Raw genomic sequence first — 15,745 nt, 5'->3', positions numbered from 1 at the left:
GGTCGTATTTAGCCGCCCTGGGGCAATTAAGATGAAATCAAGGATAACGCCAGTGGCGCGGGTGCGAAAGGTCTTAAACCATCCCGGTAGCAACCACTGACATTGTGGGAGCGACGGTGCGACGACTCGACCTGCTCGCGATAGCGATTTGTCAGTTTCATCAATGCTGCCTGACACTCCACATCGCGAGCAGGCTCGCTCCCACAGTTCTGGTCCACATGTTTTTGTGCCGTTATTGGATCAGCGAACCCCGCAGCGAGTGCGGTTGTGCGGAATCAATGTGCACGTCGGTGAACTGTCCGATCAGCGTCGGATTATCGCAGCGGAAGTTGACGATCCGGTTATTCTCGGTGCGCCCCTGCAATTCGCCGGGGTCTTTTTTCGAATAGTCGGTGACCAGGATCCGCTGCACCGAACCGACCATTTGTCGGCTGATCTCGAAACCCTGCTGGTTCAGGCGATGTTGCAGGGCATTCAGGCGCTCTTTTTTCAGTTCCTCCGGCGTCTCGTCGGCCAGGTCGGCGGCCGGTGTGCCCGGGCGCTGGCTGTAGACGAACGAGTAGGAGAAGTCGAAACCGACGTCTTCGATCAGTTTCATGGTCTGTTCGAAGTCTTTTTCGGTCTCGCCCGGAAAGCCGACGATGAAGTCCGAGCTGATGCAGATGCCCGGCACGGCGGCGCGCAGTTTGCGCAGCTTGGACTTGTACTCCAGCGCCGTGTGATTGCGTTTCATCGCCGCCAGGATCCGGTCGGAGCCCGACTGCACCGGCAAGTGCAGGTGCTTGACCAGTTCCGGCACCTCGGCGTGGGCCTGGATCAGGCTGTCGGAAAACTCCAGCGGGTGGGACGTGGTGTAGCGGATGCGGTCGATGCCATCGACGGCCGCAACCACCCGAATCAGCTCCGCCAGGTCTGCCAGGCGTCCGTCGTGGGTGGTGCCGCGATAGCCGTTGACGTTCTGGCCGAGCAGGGTCACTTCACGCACGCCGTTTTCGGCCAGGTGGATGATTTCGGCAATCACGTCATCGAACGGCCGGCTGACCTCCTCGCCGCGGGTGTAGGGCACCACGCAGAACGTGCAGTACTTGCTGCAACCTTCCATCACCGACACATAGGCGCTCGGGCCATCAATGCGCGGCTCGGGCAGGTGGTCGAATTTTTCGATCTCAGGGAACGACACGTCGACCTGTGGCAGTTTGCTCACGCGCGCCGCGTCGATCATTTCCGGCAGACGGTGCAGGGTCTGCGGGCCGAATACCACGTCGACATAGGGCGCGCGGTCGCGGATTGCCGCGCCTTCCTGGCTGGCCACGCAACCGCCGACGGCGATGACCATGTCCGGGTTGGCCAGTTTCAGTTCGCGCCAGCGACCCAGTTGCGAGTACACCCGGTCCTGGGCACGTTCGCGGATCGAACAGGTATTGAGCAGGATCACGTCGGCGTCTTCGGCGCGAGCGGTGACTTCCAGGGCCTGATGTTCACCCAGCAGATCGACCATGCGCGAGCTGTCGTACTCGTTCATCTGGCAACCGTGGGTTTCGATGTAAAGCTTCTTGGCCATGGATACAGTCATCACGTGATTCAAAGAACCGCGCATTATAGGGAACAAGCCCCCAGGTTCCTACCGCTGTGCGTCCGGTGGCTATGCTATAGTTCGCGCCCTCATTTTCAGCCCCCGATGTGTTGCCCGCCCGCCATGACCAAACGTGAAGCTCCAATCTACAAGGTGATTTTCCTCAACCAGGGCCAGGTGTTCGAAATGTACGCCAAGCAGATCTACCAGAGCGATCTGTGGGGTTTCCTGGAAGTGGAAGAATTCGTCTTTGGCGAGCGCACGCAGGTGGTGGTCGACCCGAGCGAAGAGAAGCTCAAGGCCCAGTTCGAAGGGGTGGTGCGCAGCTTCGTGCCGATGCATTCGATCGTGCGCATCGACGAAGTCGAGCGCCTGGGCACGCCGAAAATCAGCGAAGCCCGCGCCGGGGTTGGCAATGTGATGCCGTTTCCGATGCCGATGCCTGAGAAGTAAGGCTTAAGACCGAGTCGCGCCCATCGCGAGCAAGCTCGCTCCTACAGAAGGAAGTGGATCTCTGTAGGAGCGAGCTTGCTCGCGATGGCGCCGGCAAGACCGGCAAAAAAATCAGGGCAACGGCGCAAACGGCGTGCGCCCATCCGCGCTCTGCAATTCCATCAGGTATTTGCGGAAGATCTGCCCCAGCACCTGGGTGGCGACTTCCAGCTCTTCGCGGGGCATCTTCTCGGAGACTTCGTCGGCGGTGTCCAGCGCGTCTTCAGCGCCGTTGACCGCGGCCATTTTCAGCACGATGTAGGCCTGGACGTTATTGGCTTGTACGCCTTCGCCGTGGAAGAACATGGTGCCGAGTTTGAATTGCGCCTGGGCGTGGCCTTGCAGGGAGGCCTTTTCGAAATAGCTCAGGGCCTTGTTGAGATCGCGTGAGGTGTTTTTGCCGTCGTAGTAGAACTCACCCAACTCGTATTGCGCCTGCGCATCCCCTTCATCCGACGCTTTCTGGCAGGCAGCGAGTGCCTGTTCCAGGTCTTGCGGCTGGGTATTGAGGGTGCAGCGACCCATCGCTGGGATCAACAACGAGTTACCGCCTGCTTGTGCGAACGCGAGCAGCGGTTGAAGGAGCAACAGGCAGCCCAGTGCAAGGATGCGGCCGGTGCGGTTCATGGGAATCGACTTACCTCTGAAGGGCACGCGGACCCGTCGAGGGGATCCAATAAGCGCGCATTATGAAATAAGCAGGGCCAACCTTACAAAGTCTTTACTCGTTTTTCTGCTGCGCGGGGAATATATCGCCCGGTTGACGGGGGATTATCGGCAGATCGGTAGGAAAATACGCGCGAGTGTAGGTGGAAGCTGACGCTGGCAATCGCCAACGTCAGCGGCAGTGCGCTTACTTCAGGGCTGCGAAGGCGCGCTCGGCGGCATCCAGCGTCAGTTTCAGCTCGGCTTCGCCGTGGGCGATCGAGGTGAAGCCGGCTTCGAACGCGCTCGGCGCCAGGTACACGCCACCTTCGAGCATCAGGTGGAAGAAGCGCTTGAACAGGTTGGCATCGCTGGCCATCACGTCATCGAAGGTCACGATGTCATCGGCACCGCTGAAGTACAGGCCGAACATGCCACCGGCCTGGGTGGTCACGAACGGAATGCCGGCGGCATCGGCACGTTGTTGCAGGCCATCGAGCAGGCGGCTGGTGTAGTCGCTCAGTTCGTCATGGAAGCCTGGGCGGCTGATCAGGCGCAGGGTGGTCAGGCCAGCGGCCATCGCCAGCGGGTTACCCGACAGGGTGCCGGCCTGGTAGACCGGGCCCAGTGGCGCGATGTGCGACATGATTTCGCGCTTGCCGCCGAAGCAGCCGACCGGCATGCCACCACCGATGATCTTGCCGAAGGTGCTCAGGTCCGGGGTGACGCCGTAGTGCGCCTGGGCGCCGCCGAGGGCGACACGGAAACCGGTCATCACTTCGTCGAAGATCAGCACCACGCCGTGCTTGTCGCACAGGCTGCGCAGGCCTTCGAGGAAACCCGGTGCCGGCGGCACGCAGTTCATGTTGCCGGCCACCGGCTCGACGATGATGCACGCCACGTCCTGGCCGACTTCGGCGAGCATGGTTTCCACGGCGTCGATGTCGTTGAACGGCAGGGTCAGGGTGTGTTTGGCGAATGATGCTGGCACGCCGGCCGAGCTTGGCACGCCCTGGGTCAGCAGGCCGGAGCCGGCCTTGACCAGCAGGCTGTCGGAGTGACCGTGGTAGCAGCCTTCGAACTTGATGATGCTGTCGCGACCGGTGAAGCCACGGGCCAGGCGAATCGCGCTCATGGTCGCTTCGGTGCCGGAGCTGACCATGCGCACCATTTCCATCGACGGCACGATCGAGCAGACCAGGTCCGCCATCTCGGTTTCCATCGCGGTCGGGGCGCCGTAGGACAGGCCGTGCTCCAGTTGCTTGCGCACCGCGTCCAGCACGTCCGGATGGCTGTGGCCGAGGATCATCGGGCCCCAGGAGCCAACGTAGTCGACATAACGCTTGTCGTCTTCGTCGGTGACGTAGGCGCCTTCCGCGTGTTTGAAGAACAGCGGTGTGCCGCCCACGCTCTTGAACGCGCGGACCGGCGAGTTCACGCCACCGGGAATGTGTTTCTGGGCATTGGCAAACAGTGTTTCGGAACGAGACATGGTCGGACTCTCACTATCAGACTTTCAGTAATTCGTTGAAGGCGCGGGCGCGGCGGGTCACCTCAGCGGTGTTTTCGGCGCCAAACAGGCCGTGCACCACCGCCAGCAGGTCGACCCCGTGGGCCACCAGCGGCGCGGCGTTGTCGAGTGTGATGCCGCCGATCGCGCAGATCGGCAGGTGCAACCGGTTGCGGGCCTGGTCGAGCAGTTCGAGGCTGCAACTCGGCGCACCGGGCTTGGTACTGGAGTTGAAGAAGCGGCCGAAGGCGACATAGCTGGCACCCTCCCTGGCCGCCTGTTCGGCGAGTTCGATCTGCGCGTGGCAGGTCGAACCGATGATCGCCTTGGGGCCGAGCAGGGCGCGGGTCGGCGACAGCGGGCCGTCGGTCTGGCCCAGGTGCACGCCCACGTTCAGGCGCGCGGCCAACTCGGCGTCGTCGTTGATGATCAGTTGGGTCTTGTAGCGCTCGCACAAGTCCCTCAGCGCTTCGGCCTCCCGCAGCCGGCGGGCCTGGTCGTCACTCTTGTCGCGATATTGCAGCAGGGTGACGCCACCCTCCAGCGCTGCTTCCACGTACGAGAGGAATTTACCCGCCAGCAACTGGCTGTCGGTAATGGCGTAAAGGCCGCGTAGTTTCATCAAGCAAGCCCCATGGTGTTACGAACAGAAATCCAGCGGCAGGCGACGCGGGACGAACTGGCCTTTACCCAGTCGTTCGGCATCGCGCAGGGTGCGCCACGTGTAGTTAAGTGCAGTCTGTACCGCGCTGGCGAGGTTTTCGCCCTGGGCCAGACGGCCGGCGAGGGCGCTGGCCAGGGTGCAGCCCGAGCCGTGATAACTGCCGGGCAGACGCTGGCAGATGAAGGTTTCGCGCAGGCCGTCGCGGCTGTACAGGCGGTTGTGGATTTCGCTCTCTTCGCCATGCCCGCCGGTGATCAGCAGGTGTTTGACGAACGGCAGGAGTTTTTCCGCGCACTCGTCCGCCGTGCCTTCGGGCAGTTCGGCGAGGATGCGCGCTTCCGGGAGGTTGGGCGTGGCGATGATCGACAGGGGCAGCAGGCGTTCGCGCATGGCGTAGCCGACTTCATCCTTGCCCAGGCGTCCGCCGCCACCGGCGCGCAGCACCGGGTCACAGACCATCGGCAGGTGCGGGTGCGCCTGGAGCAGTTCGACGACGGTGTCGACCATTTCCAGGGAACCGAGCATGCCCAGCTTGACCGCTGCGACTTCGGAATCGTTGAGCACGGCATTGGCCTGGGCCAGTACCCACTCACGGTCGAGGACGCGGAAGTCCGTGACGTTGACCGTGTCCTGCACGGTCAGGGCGGTGACGGCCGGGGCCGCATGACAGCCCTGCGCGAGCAGGGCTTCGATATCTGCCTGCAAGCCGGCGCCACCACTGGGATCATGGCCGGAGAGACAGAGGACAACGGGGCGAGAGCTGTAGATATTCATGGTGCGCGAGCTTACCACCAGTCGCCCAGCGAGTCATGAAAGCGACGTCTGCGGCGGCGACAGGAATTCGCCCGGCGGTCGATGCCCCGCGGCGAGTTGACCGGTCACGCAGTTTTGACCACCTTTGCACCGCTGGAACGACCGTACTAGAGCCTTTTCAGAAAATATTTCAATGGTGTTCAATGGCCATCAATGGCTATGCTAGAGTGGATCCAAACCAATAACAGGTAATGCCGGTTTTACGTCTGCTCAAAGGGAATGAGGGGCTTTTTGAGAATTTAACCGGACAGGCCACGCTGGGGCTTCAATGCGCTATTTGCTGATGTTGCTGTTCTGCTTGCCCCTGATGGCCAGCGCAGTCGAGTTCGATGAGTTCACTCAGAGCCTGCCCCTGGGCCAGTCCCTGCAAGTATTCGAAGACGCAGGTGGCCAGGCGACCATCGACGACGTCCGTGCGCAAGCGGCGGCCGGACACTTCAAGCCCCACCACAAGGACACGCTCAACGCGGGCTACTCACGCTCGGTGTTCTGGCTGAAAATCGACCTGCACTACCGCCCGACCAACCCGGCCGCCCAGCGCACCTGGTTGCTGGAACTGGCGTACCCGCCCCTCGATCGACTTGACCTGTATTCGCCAGACGCTGCCGGTAGCTATCGCCTGGTGCGCCAGACCGGCGATGCCCTGCCGTTCGCCAGCCGCGAAATTCGCCAGAACAACTATTTGTTCGACGTGAACTTCACCGCCGATCAAGCGCAAACCCTGTACCTGCGCCTGCAAAGCGAGGGCTCGATCCAGGCGCCGGTGACCTTGTGGTCGAGCACGGCATTTCTCGAGGAGCAGCCGGTTCGACTCTACGTGCTGGGCCTGATCTACGGCGTGTTGCTGGGCATGCTGGTCTACAACCTGTTCATCTACCTCAGCGTGCGGGACACCAGCTACCTCTATTACATCTTCTACATTGCCTCCTTCGGCATGTATCAGTTGTCGGTAAACGGTGCGGCGGTCCAGTATTTCTGGCCGAACGACCCCTGGTGGGCCAACGCCGCCACGCCGTTTTTCATTGGTTGCGCCGGGTTGTTCGGCAGCCAGTTCGCTCGCAGCTTCCTGCAAACGGCCAACATCAATCGCTGGCTCGATCGCCTGTTGCTGGCGTTGATCGGCTTCGGTGCGCTGGTGGTCGGCTTGTCACTGATGACCAGTTACGCCCTGGCCCTGCGCCTGGCGACGGCGCTGGCGTTGACGTTCACCGTGGTGATTTTCGGTGCAGGGATCTTCGCCTGGTGGCGCGGCCTGCGGGTGGCGCGCTACTTCATCATCGCCTGGTCGGCGTTCCTGCTCGGCGGCATTGTCAACACGCTGATGGTGCTGGGTTACCTGCCGAACGTATTCCTGACCATGTACTCCAGCCAGATCGGCTCGGCCATCGAAGTGGCGCTGTTGTCGCTGGCGCTGGCCGACCGCATCAATGCCATGCGCGAACAGCAGGCGCAGACCTTGCTCGATGCCGGGCAGAAACTCGAAGTGCTCAACCAGCAACTGGCGCATGGCAACAAGCTCAAGGATGAATTCCTCGCCACCCTGACCCATGAATTGCGTACGCCGATGAACGGCGTAATCGGCTCGCTGGAGCTGATGCAGACCGTGGAGATGGACCCTGAGCTGGAGCAGTACCAGCAGACCGCCGCGGGGTCGGCGCGGGACATGATGCGCATGGTCAACGGCATTCTCACCCTCACCGAATTGCAGGCCGGCAAGCTCAAGGCCAACCCTTCGGTCTTCAGCTTGCGCAGCGTGATCGACGCCCTGCGTGTGCAGTTCGAAGGCAATGCTTCGGGCAAGTCGCTGGATTTGAAGGTCGATATCGCACCGGGCGTGCCCGACCGGGTGCACGGCGACAGCAGCAAACTGGCGCAGTGCCTGGAATGCCTGCTGGACAACGCGATCAAGTTCACCCGGGTGGGCGGCGTGGCGTTGCGAGTCACCGGCAAGCCCCTGGCGTCGGGCCGCCTGGCGTTGAGCTTCGCGGTGATCGACACCGGGATCGGCTTCACTGACCTGGGCGAGGCGACGTTGTACCAGCGCTTCTTCCAGCTCGATGGTTCAATGACCCGTGAATATGGCGGCCTGGGTGTCGGCCTGGCGATCTGCCGACAACTGGTCGAGTTGCTCGGCGGGCAGCTGACCCACCGCTCCGAGCCCGGTCACGGCAGCCGCTTCCAGCTCGATGTCGAATTCGACCTGCCGGTGACAGAACGCGCGGCTACGCCGATGGCACGGGACCTGGCGTGCCTGCGCCTGCCTCAGGACTGCACCGTGCTGTTGGTGGATGACAACGACATCAACCAGTTGCTGCTGCGCGGCATGTTGCTCAAGCTCGGCTTCCGCGTACGCACGGCCGACGATGGCGTCGCGGCGCTGGATTTCCTGCAACGTGAAACCTTCGACGCGGTACTGCTCGACAGCGAGTTGCCGCAGATGAATGGCGTGTCGCTGTGCTGCCAGATCCGCTCGCTGCAAGGCTGCGAGCAGGTGCCGGTCTTCATGATCGCGCAGAGCGTCGACCGCGAGCGTTGCCTGAGTGGCGATCTGATCGACTACCTGAGCAAACCGGTGAAGTTCGAAGACTTGCAGGCGGCCCTGTATCGACGGGTGCTTTGTCCACAGCAGGGCGAAAGCGCCGACAGTTAGGCGGATATGCCACTTTGTTCGGCCTCGGGGCGGTGCTTAACTGAACCCCCTGGCTGACCCAAGGAGCCCCGTCATGAACCTGCATCAGTTCGCCGAAACCCACGAAGTCACCAACCAGCCACCGTCGCTGGACGGTACCAACCTGTACCGCATCGACCTGCCTTTGCAGGAGTGGTCGCGGCGTTTCGGGGCCGGTTGGGCCGAATCGCGGATTGACGCCTACGGTGCCCTGGCCGGCGGGCCCCTGATGGCGGCGGGTTTTCTGGCCAACCAGAACAAGCCGGTGTTCGCCAGTCATGATCGTTACGGTCATCGCATCGACCTGGTGGAGTTTCACCCGGCCTACCACGAGCTGATGCGCACGGCGGTCGAGCATGGCCTGACCTCCTTGCCGTGGGCACACCCGCAATCCGGTGCGCATGTCGCCCGTGCCTCCATGACCTATCTGCACAGCCAGGCCGAAGCCGGCAGCGGTTGCCCGCTGACCATGACCTTCGCCAGTGTGCCGGCCTTGCAGCTGCAACCGGAACTGGCCGAGCAGTGGCTGCCGAAAATCCTCGCCACCGAATACGACCCGCGCAACGTCGGCATGGCGCACAAGGCGGGCGTGACCATCGGTATGGCCATGACCGAGAAGCAGGGCGGCACCGACGTGCGGGCCAACACCACCAAGGCCTATCCGGTGGGCGCCAGTGGTCCGGGCCAGGCCTACGAGCTGGTGGGTCACAAATGGTTCTGTTCGGCGCCGATGTGCGATGCCTTCCTGACCCTGGCCCAGACCGACAAGGGCCTGACCTGTTTCCTGCTGCCGCGCCACCGGCCGGATGACACCCGTAACCAGTTCTACATCCAGCGTTTGAAGAACAAGCTCGGCAACTGCTCCAACGCTTCCAGCGAAGTCGAGTTTCGCGGTGCGCTGGCGTGGATGGTCGGCGAGGAAGGGCGCGGCGTGCCGACCATCATCGAAATGGTCGCCATGACCCGCTTCGATTGCATGGTCGGTTCCAGTTCGTTGATGCGCCAGGCACTGACCCAGGCCAGCCATCATTGCGCTCACCGCCGCGTGGGCGGCAAGCCCCTGAGCGAGCAGCCGCTGATGCAGAACGTGCTCGCCGACCTGGCGCTGGAAAGCGAAGCGGCCCTGGCCTTGAGCCTGCGCATGGGCAAGGCGCTGGACCACCTGGATGACCGTCACGAGGCGAAATTCGCCCGCCTGGTGACCGCCGTGGGCAAGTACTGGATCTGCAAGCGGGCGCCGGCCATGATCAACGAAGCCGCCGAGTGCATGGGCGGCGCGGGGTATGTCGAAGACAGCATCCTGCCGCGCCTGTACCGTGAGGCGCCGGTCAATTCGACGTGGGAAGGTTCCGGCAACGTGCAATGCCTGGATGTGCTGCGGGCGCTGTCGAAGGAGCCGGGCGTGCTCGACGTGCTGTTCGGCGAGCTGGGCGACGGCCACGGCGACAAGCGCCTGGCCGCGCATATCAACCAGCTGCACGCGGCGTTCAAGGACACCAGCGACATTCAGTACCGCGCCCGCCAATTGACCGAAGACATCGCCCTGGGCTTGCAGGCCAAATTGTTGCTCGAGGCGGGCAATGCGGCGGTGAGCGACGCGTTCATTGCCAGTCGCCTGGACGGCGCGGGGCGGGTGTACGGCGCGTTGCCGCGGGGGTTGGATGTCGAGGCGATCGTGGCGCGGGCGACTCCGCTTCTCTAAACCGCACAGATAACCCCTGTAGGAGCGAGCTTGCTCGCGATAGCGGTGTGTCTGATCCACCGCTATCGCGAGCAAGCTCGCTCCTACAGGGGCTGTGTGGCGAATGGAATGAGGCACATCCGACACACCACTGTTCCCGTCGGACCACGATGCAGGCAAGATGAAAGCCTGCAAGTCAGAACACAGGATGCTGATCGTGACCGAAGCTTTTATTGTCGTCCAAACTGCCGAGCAAGCCGTGGATCGGCTTGCGTATTTGCACAATCGTGCAACCACCGCGCTGAATCAGGCGCTGATGCGTTACCTCAAGGACCGTGTCGAGCCGGACGCCGAACAGCGTGCGATGTTTCGTTATCCTGAACTGCGTCTGACCTACCACTGCCAGGGCGAAGTCCCACAGACCACGCGGGCCTACGCCAAAGTCCAGTTGCCGGGTACTTACAGTGTCACCGTCACCCACCCGGCGGCGTTCCGCAAATACCTGCTGGAACAGCTGGTGCCGTTGATGCACGACTTCACCGTGACCGTGGAAGTCGGTATCAGCCAGCAGAACATTCCTTATCCGTACGTGGTCGAGCAGGGCGATGAGCTGGCCGGCTCCGGCGTGACCGCTGCCGTGCTGGCGCGGGTGTTCCCCAGCACCGACCTGTCCGCCGCCACCGACGGCATCGCCGATGGCCTGTACGACTGGGAAAACACCGACCCGCTGCCACTGGCGCTGTTCGACGCCGCGCGGGTGGATTTCTCCCTGCGCCGCCTGGTGCACTACACCGGCAGCGACTGGCGCCATGTGCAGCCGTGGATCCTGCTGACCAACTACCACCGCTATGTCGACCAGTTCATCGTGCATGGCCTGGAACAGCTGCGCAGCGACCCGCGTTTCGTGCGCATGGTGTTGCCGGGCAACGTGATCATTGAAAAGAGCATGGACCACGGTGAAGCCTCGGCGATTGCCGCCGGCGTGGTCTGGCACCGCTACCAGATGCCGGCCTACCACCTGATCGCCAGCGACGGCCACGGCGTGACCCTGGTGAACATCGGCGTCGGCCCGTCCAACGCGAAGAACATCACCGACCACCTGGCGGTGCTGCGTCCGCATTGCTGGCTGATGATCGGTCACTGCGGCGGCCTGCGTCAGTCGCAGACCATTGGCGACTATGTACTGGCCCACGCCTACATGCGCCGTGATGGCATTCTCGACCGGGTGGTGCCGCCGAACATTCCGATTCCGGCCCTGGCCGAAGTGCAACTGGCCCTGCAACAGGCGGCCGCCAACATCACCGGCGAGAAGGGCGACGAGCTGAAGAAACGCCTGCGCACCGGCACCGTGCTGACCTACGACGACCGTAACTGGGAATTGCGCTGGGCCCAGGAGCGACCGTTGATCAACCTGTCCCGCGCCGTGGCGGTGGACATGGAAAGCGGCACCATCGCCGCCCAGGGTTATCGCCTGCGAGTGCCGTATGGCACCTTGCTGTGTGTCTCGGACAAGCCGTTGCACAGCGAAATCAAGCTGCCGGGCTCGGCCAACGCGTTCTATCAGCGCGCCGTCAGCCAGCACTTGCAGATCGGCATCGAGGCGGTGGACCTGCTGCGCACCGAGCTCAACTCGCTGCACTCGCGCAAACTGCGCAGCTTCGACGAGCCGCCGTTCCGCTGACAGTCATGGCCATTTGGCGGTTGGGGCACTAGCATGGGCAGCCCTGACCGCCAGATGTTCCAGCCCCCATGTCCCGTCCTCAACGTCCTGTGTCCCGCCGTCCCGGCGTGCACACCCCGTCATCCGCCCCGCGCCGGGTCGCCAAGGCTCCACCGGCCGAGCCGAAGCTGATCCTGTTCAACAAACCCTTCGATGTGCTGACCCAGTTCAGCGACGGTGAAGGGCGGGCGACGCTCAAGGATTTCATCACCATGCCCGGGATCTACCCGGCCGGGCGGCTGGACCGCGACAGCGAAGGTTTGCTGCTGCTGACCAACGACGGCCAATTGCAGGCGCGGATTGCCGACCCGAAGCACAAACTGGCCAAGACTTACTGGGTGCAAGTGGAAGGCGAACCGAGCGCCGAGCAGTTGCAGCGCCTGCGTGAAGGCGTTGAACTGAACGACGGCATGACCTTGCCCGCCGAGGCGCGCCAGCTCGATGAGCCGCAGTTGTGGCCGCGCAACCCGCCGGTGCGTTTTCGCAAGAGCGTGCCGACCAGTTGGCTGGAGTTGGTCATTCGCGAAGGGCGTAACCGCCAGGTGCGGCGCATGACGGCCGCGGTCGGCTTGCCGACGTTGCGGCTGGTGCGGGTTCGGATTGGTGACTGGACGATCGAAGGGCTCGATCAGGGCCAGTGGAAGGAAGTGCCGGCGCGCTTATAGCGCCCCGGATTCGATCAGGCCGATCACCACGCTCTTGATGATGAACGCCGCGACCCCGAGGCCCAGCACGAAGAACAGGATGAACGAACCGAAGCGTCCTGCCTTGGATTTTTTCGCCAGATCCCAGACGATGAAACCCATGAAAATGATCAGGATGCTGACGAGTCCAGTCATCATCCACTCTTCAAACAGTGCAGGATCCATCAAACATCTCCAGCGCGGGTGAGGCTAAAAAGGCGGGGGCGAGTATACGCCATGCGCGATTGGCACAGCATTGACCTGCGTCGGTGTGTCGCATGCACGCCCATGACCACCGCAATCCCCTGTAGGAGCGGACTTGTCCGCGATGGTAGCCCAGGCACCGCTGGCAATCAGACAGCCAGCGTTATCGTTGACGACCATCGCGGACAAGTCCGCTCCTACAGGGGGGGGTCAGCTGCGCAGATGCGTGAGCGGCAACTCGGTACTGTTGAGCACCTGGTTGAGCACGAAGCTGGAACGCACGCTGGTGACCCCGTCGATGCGAGTCAGGTGCCCCAGCAGCAGTTTCTGGTAGTGATCCATGTCCGGCACCACCACCTTGAGCTGGTAGTCGGCGTCCATCCCGGTCACCAGGCTGCATTCCAGGACCTGGGGCAAGGTGCGGATCGCCGCTTCGAAGTTCTCGAAACGCTCGGGCGTGTGCCGGTCCATGCCGATCAGCACGTAGGCGGTCAGGCTCAGGCCGAGCATCTTGCGGTCGAGCAGGGCCACCTGGCGGGAGATGTAGCCATCGTCCTCCAGTTGTTTGACCCGGCGCGAGCACGGTGAAGGCGACAGGCCGATGCGTTCGGCCAGTTCCTGGTTGGAAATGCGCGCGTCGCGCTGCAATTCCGCCAAAATACTGAGGTCGTATCGGTCGAGTTTGCTCATGAATCAGGCCTTTCTCTTATCAATTGCGGCAGATTATCTATCCAGGGTTAAAAATTGCGCAAGTCATGTTTATTTGAGCAATCTTCGCAATCCTCTGCCGGTGCCTGCGGCCTATCCTTATCACCAGAATCACTGCTCGGACACACAGTCCACGGCGACTCGCCCAATCAGGCCAGTCGCGGCCGCCACCCCCACAGGGGATGTGCCCGGCCCCCGAGCTGCACACTGTCCAGAAGACGGCGTGAGGTGAGCCGACGTCAAAAGCGTCGAGCACGGACGAAGTTCTCAAGGGGAGGCCGACGGGTCTCCCTTTTCTTTTGCCTGCGATTTAATGCTGGCCGCTCAATAAATATGTTTCACGACTGATAACCTGTTGCAGAACCGGCCTGTGCTTTCCCAGTCTTATGTACAAGCCCTAACCCGCAGTGAGGATAAGCATGAAGTCGCGCATCTGGCGTTTGGCCGGTGTTGGTGTGTTGTGTGTCAGTGTCACTGCGCAAGCGCTGGCCGATGAGCCACAGAACCGTGGCCCGGATAACGGCCAGCGCGGCGACGGCCATCAGGGCAACTATCAAGGGCATGGCGGCAACAATCAGCCGCGTCCACAGAACAACCCGCAGCAGAATCAGCCACGGCCGCAGAACAACGAGATCATTCGCGGCGACAACAGCCGTCAGTTCGAGAACAACGGCCAGCCGCGCAATGGCGGGCAGTGGCAGAACAATCCGCCGCGTGATTACAACAACCCGGTGCGCCCGCCACCACCGCCACCCCAGTTACCGGCCAATGACCTGCCGATCCAGGGCCGGCCCGACACCGTGCGCCAGACCCAGCAACCCCAGCGGGGTTACTATCAGGACGTGCCTCGGCGCAACGACTACAACCAGCACTGGCAGAACAACGGCCCGCGCCCCGACGATCATTACTGGGCCGGTCGCCCCAGCGGCCATGGCAACGGTTGGGGGCCCGGCCCGCAATACCGTCCAGGCCATGTAATCGACCGCTTCCCGGACCGTGACTACCGCGTGCCTTACCGTGGCCAGGATTACTTCTTCTCCGGCGGCTACTGGTATCGCCCGCTGGGGCCGCGCTATGTGGTGGTGCAGCCGCCGCGCGGGATTCGCATCGGCTACCTGCCCGATTACGCCCGTGAAGTGTGGGTGGGCGGAGCGCTGTTGTTCCTCGCGGCCGGTTCCTACTATGCCTACCAGGAAAGCACTCAGGACTACATCGTGGTCGAGCCGCCCGTGCAACCGCAGCCGCAACCGGCCAGCAATGGTTTTGATGTGGTGGCCTATCCGGCGGCCGGGCAGTCGCCGGAGCAGGTCAACCGGGACGGCTACGAGTGCTATCAGTACGCGGTGCAGCAGAGTGGCTTCGATCCGCGCACGGCCACCTACCAGCCGGCGCCCGAAGTCGTGCAGGCCTACCGCCAGGCTCAGGGTAATTGCCTGAGCAGTCGCGGTTATCAGGTGAGTTACTGAGCGGCCCTGGCGGCCTTCACCACTTCCTGCGGGTCGGCGTGCACCAGCACTTCGGCTCGCGGGTAGGCGTGGTGGATCGCGGCGGCGGCCTGGTCGCTGATGCCGTGGGCGACTGACAGGGTCAGTTCCCCCGGCAGCTCCAGGTGCAATTGCACGAACCACTGGTTGCCGGAAATCCGCGTGCGCAGGTCATGCGCCCCCAATACCCCGGGTACGCTGCATGCCAGTTCGAGCATGTGCTGGCTGACGTCCGGCGGCAACTCCTGATCCATCAGCACGGTGAAGCTTTCCCGTGCGATCTGGACCGCGCTCCAGAGAATGTAGACGGCGATCCCCAGGCCGAACCAGGCGTCCACCTGATGCCAGCCAAACCCGGCCAGCACCAGTGCGACCAGGATGCTGCCGTTGAGCAGCATGTCCGAGCGATAGTGCAGGGAGTCGGCACGCACCGCGTTGGAGCCGGTGGCCTTGACCACCCGATGCTGCAACATCAGCAGGGCCAGGGTCAGCACCAGGGAGAACACGATCACGCCGATGCTGAGCCACGGTGCGCCCACCGGTTCCGGATGCTTGAGCCGTTCGAAGGCCTGCAACGCGATCAGCACCGCACTGCCGCCAATGAACAGCGCCTGCGCCATGCCCGCCAGGGATTCGGCCTTGCCGTGCCCGTAGCGATGATCGTCATCGGCGGGGCGCAACGCGTAGTGCACCGCCAACAGATTGAGCAGCGAGGTGACGCCATCAAGGGCCGAGTCGGTCAGCCCGGCGAGCATGCTCACCGAACCGCTCAACCACCACGCGATGGCTTTGGCGACGACCAGGGTGCACGCCACCACCACCGAGGCGCGGGTGGCCAGCCGCAGCAGGCGGGCGTGTTCGGAGCTGGAAACCATAGGAGCGGTTTATCCTTTCAGGGGC

At 62.9% G+C, this 15,745-nt stretch carries 14 protein-coding genes; 6 read left to right on the top strand and 8 right to left on the bottom strand.

The genetic code is table 11. The features are described 5' to 3' along the window. Positions 1-232 precede the first annotated feature (232 nt). A complete protein-coding gene (gene miaB / locus ABVN20_RS10230) occupies positions 233-1,561 on the bottom strand; it encodes a tRNA (N6-isopentenyl adenosine(37)-C2)-methylthiotransferase MiaB (protein ID WP_368555513.1) in 1,329 nt (442 codons plus the stop codon). A gap of 135 nt (positions 1,562-1,696) precedes the next feature. On the opposite strand from miaB, the gene ABVN20_RS10225 reads away from it, so the two are divergent. Further along, a complete protein-coding gene (locus tag ABVN20_RS10225) occupies positions 1,697-2,026 on the top strand; it encodes a DUF1820 family protein (protein WP_047736335.1) in 330 nt (109 codons plus the stop codon). A 111-nt stretch (positions 2,027-2,137) separates the two neighbouring features. On the opposite strand, the gene ABVN20_RS10220 is transcribed toward ABVN20_RS10225, so the two are convergent. The 4 genes from ABVN20_RS10220 to ABVN20_RS10205 all read right to left on the bottom strand — a co-directional run bounded on the left by ABVN20_RS10220 (position 2,138) and on the right by ABVN20_RS10205 (position 5,658). Then, complete coding sequence (locus ABVN20_RS10220) at positions 2,138-2,692, bottom strand: tetratricopeptide repeat protein (RefSeq protein WP_368555512.1); 555 nt, start codon at positions 2,690-2,692, stop codon at positions 2,138-2,140. A 226-nt stretch (positions 2,693-2,918) separates the two neighbouring features. After that, a complete protein-coding gene (gene hemL / locus ABVN20_RS10215; protein WP_368555511.1) occupies positions 2,919-4,202 on the bottom strand; it encodes a glutamate-1-semialdehyde 2,1-aminomutase in 1,284 nt (427 codons plus the stop codon). A 16-nt stretch (positions 4,203-4,218) separates the two neighbouring features. Next, positions 4,219-4,842: a thiamine phosphate synthase gene (gene thiE / locus ABVN20_RS10210; protein ID WP_368555510.1), complete on the bottom strand. Its 624-nt coding sequence runs from the start codon at positions 4,840-4,842 to the stop codon at positions 4,219-4,221. A gap of 18 nt (positions 4,843-4,860) precedes the next feature. Continuing rightward, positions 4,861-5,658, bottom strand: a complete 798-nt coding sequence (locus ABVN20_RS10205; RefSeq protein WP_368555509.1) for a hydroxymethylpyrimidine/phosphomethylpyrimidine kinase — start codon at positions 5,656-5,658, stop codon at positions 4,861-4,863. A 307-nt stretch (positions 5,659-5,965) separates the two neighbouring features. Between ABVN20_RS10205 and ABVN20_RS10200 the strand changes: the two genes are divergently transcribed. The 4 genes from ABVN20_RS10200 (at position 5,966) to ABVN20_RS10185 (ending at position 12,431) form a co-directional block, all read left to right on the top strand. Beyond that, positions 5,966-8,347 (top strand): 7TM diverse intracellular signaling domain-containing protein, encoded by a 2,382-nt coding sequence (locus tag ABVN20_RS10200; protein ID WP_368555508.1) that lies wholly within the window; start codon positions 5,966-5,968, stop codon positions 8,345-8,347. Positions 8,348-8,420: 73 nt separating this feature from the next. Continuing rightward, the gene (locus ABVN20_RS10195) at positions 8,421-10,067 is read left to right on the top strand and encodes an acyl-CoA dehydrogenase family protein (RefSeq protein ID WP_368555507.1); all 1,647 of its coding nucleotides are present in this window, start codon (positions 8,421-8,423) and stop codon (positions 10,065-10,067) included. Positions 10,068-10,227: 160 nt separating this feature from the next. Next, the gene (amn, locus tag ABVN20_RS10190) at positions 10,228-11,727 is read left to right on the top strand and encodes an AMP nucleosidase (protein WP_368555506.1); all 1,500 of its coding nucleotides are present in this window, start codon (positions 10,228-10,230) and stop codon (positions 11,725-11,727) included. 68 nt (positions 11,728-11,795) lie between these two features. Then, on the top strand, positions 11,796-12,431 hold the full coding sequence (locus tag ABVN20_RS10185) for a pseudouridine synthase (protein WP_368555505.1): 636 nt from the start codon (positions 11,796-11,798) through the stop codon (positions 12,429-12,431). Here ABVN20_RS10185 and ABVN20_RS10180 read toward each other — a convergent pair. Next, positions 12,426-12,635, bottom strand: coding sequence for a DUF2788 domain-containing protein (locus ABVN20_RS10180; protein ID WP_016773053.1), 210 nt, complete (start codon positions 12,633-12,635; stop codon positions 12,426-12,428). The two genes, ABVN20_RS10185 and ABVN20_RS10180, sit on opposite strands and share 6 nt — an antisense overlap. A gap of 228 nt (positions 12,636-12,863) precedes the next feature. Then, positions 12,864-13,343, bottom strand: a complete 480-nt coding sequence (locus ABVN20_RS10175) for an Lrp/AsnC family transcriptional regulator (protein ID WP_150744035.1) — start codon at positions 13,341-13,343, stop codon at positions 12,864-12,866. Between the two features lie 437 nt (positions 13,344-13,780). Here ABVN20_RS10175 and ABVN20_RS10170 point away from each other — a divergent pair, with 437 nt between their 5' ends. Further along, on the top strand, positions 13,781-14,827 hold the full coding sequence (locus tag ABVN20_RS10170; RefSeq protein WP_368555504.1) for a DUF6515 family protein: 1,047 nt from the start codon (positions 13,781-13,783) through the stop codon (positions 14,825-14,827). Here ABVN20_RS10170 and ABVN20_RS10165 read toward each other — a convergent pair. Then, a complete protein-coding gene (locus tag ABVN20_RS10165) occupies positions 14,821-15,720 on the bottom strand; it encodes a cation diffusion facilitator family transporter (protein WP_368555503.1) in 900 nt (299 codons plus the stop codon). The genes ABVN20_RS10170 and ABVN20_RS10165 overlap by 7 nt on opposite strands. Positions 15,721-15,745 lie beyond the last annotated feature (25 nt).

Origin of the sequence: Pseudomonas sp. MYb118, assembly GCF_040947875.1 — a bacterium.
Classification (GTDB): domain Bacteria; phylum Pseudomonadota; class Gammaproteobacteria; order Pseudomonadales; family Pseudomonadaceae; genus Aquipseudomonas.
The sequence above is the reverse complement of the archived record's forward strand: the minus strand, read 5'-3'. Positions and strand labels throughout refer to the sequence as shown.

Bases quoted from the DNA above. Each gene is read 5' to 3' on its own strand.
- miaB (WP_368555513.1), bottom strand. From the start codon at position 1,561: ATGGCCAAGAAGCTTTACATCGAAACCCACGGTTGCCAGATGAACGAG.
- ABVN20_RS10225 (WP_047736335.1), top strand. From the start codon at position 1,697: ATGACCAAACGTGAAGCTCCAATCTACAAGGTGATTTTCCTCAACCAG.
- ABVN20_RS10220 (WP_368555512.1), bottom strand. From the start codon at position 2,692: ATGAACCGCACCGGCCGCATCCTTGCACTGGGCTGCCTGTTGCTCCTT.
- hemL (WP_368555511.1), bottom strand. From the start codon at position 4,202: ATGTCTCGTTCCGAAACACTGTTTGCCAATGCCCAGAAACACATTCCC.
- thiE (WP_368555510.1), bottom strand. From the start codon at position 4,842: ATGAAACTACGCGGCCTTTACGCCATTACCGACAGCCAGTTGCTGGCG.
- ABVN20_RS10205 (WP_368555509.1), bottom strand. From the start codon at position 5,658: ATGAATATCTACAGCTCTCGCCCCGTTGTCCTCTGTCTCTCCGGCCAT.
- ABVN20_RS10200 (WP_368555508.1), top strand. From the start codon at position 5,966: ATGCGCTATTTGCTGATGTTGCTGTTCTGCTTGCCCCTGATGGCCAGC.
- ABVN20_RS10195 (WP_368555507.1), top strand. From the start codon at position 8,421: ATGAACCTGCATCAGTTCGCCGAAACCCACGAAGTCACCAACCAGCCA.
- amn (WP_368555506.1), top strand. From the start codon at position 10,228: ATGAAAGCCTGCAAGTCAGAACACAGGATGCTGATCGTGACCGAAGCT.
- ABVN20_RS10185 (WP_368555505.1), top strand. From the start codon at position 11,796: ATGTCCCGTCCTCAACGTCCTGTGTCCCGCCGTCCCGGCGTGCACACC.
- ABVN20_RS10180 (WP_016773053.1), bottom strand. From the start codon at position 12,635: ATGGATCCTGCACTGTTTGAAGAGTGGATGATGACTGGACTCGTCAGC.
- ABVN20_RS10175 (WP_150744035.1), bottom strand. From the start codon at position 13,343: ATGAGCAAACTCGACCGATACGACCTCAGTATTTTGGCGGAATTGCAG.
- ABVN20_RS10170 (WP_368555504.1), top strand. From the start codon at position 13,781: ATGAAGTCGCGCATCTGGCGTTTGGCCGGTGTTGGTGTGTTGTGTGTC.
- ABVN20_RS10165 (WP_368555503.1), bottom strand. From the start codon at position 15,720: ATGGTTTCCAGCTCCGAACACGCCCGCCTGCTGCGGCTGGCCACCCGC.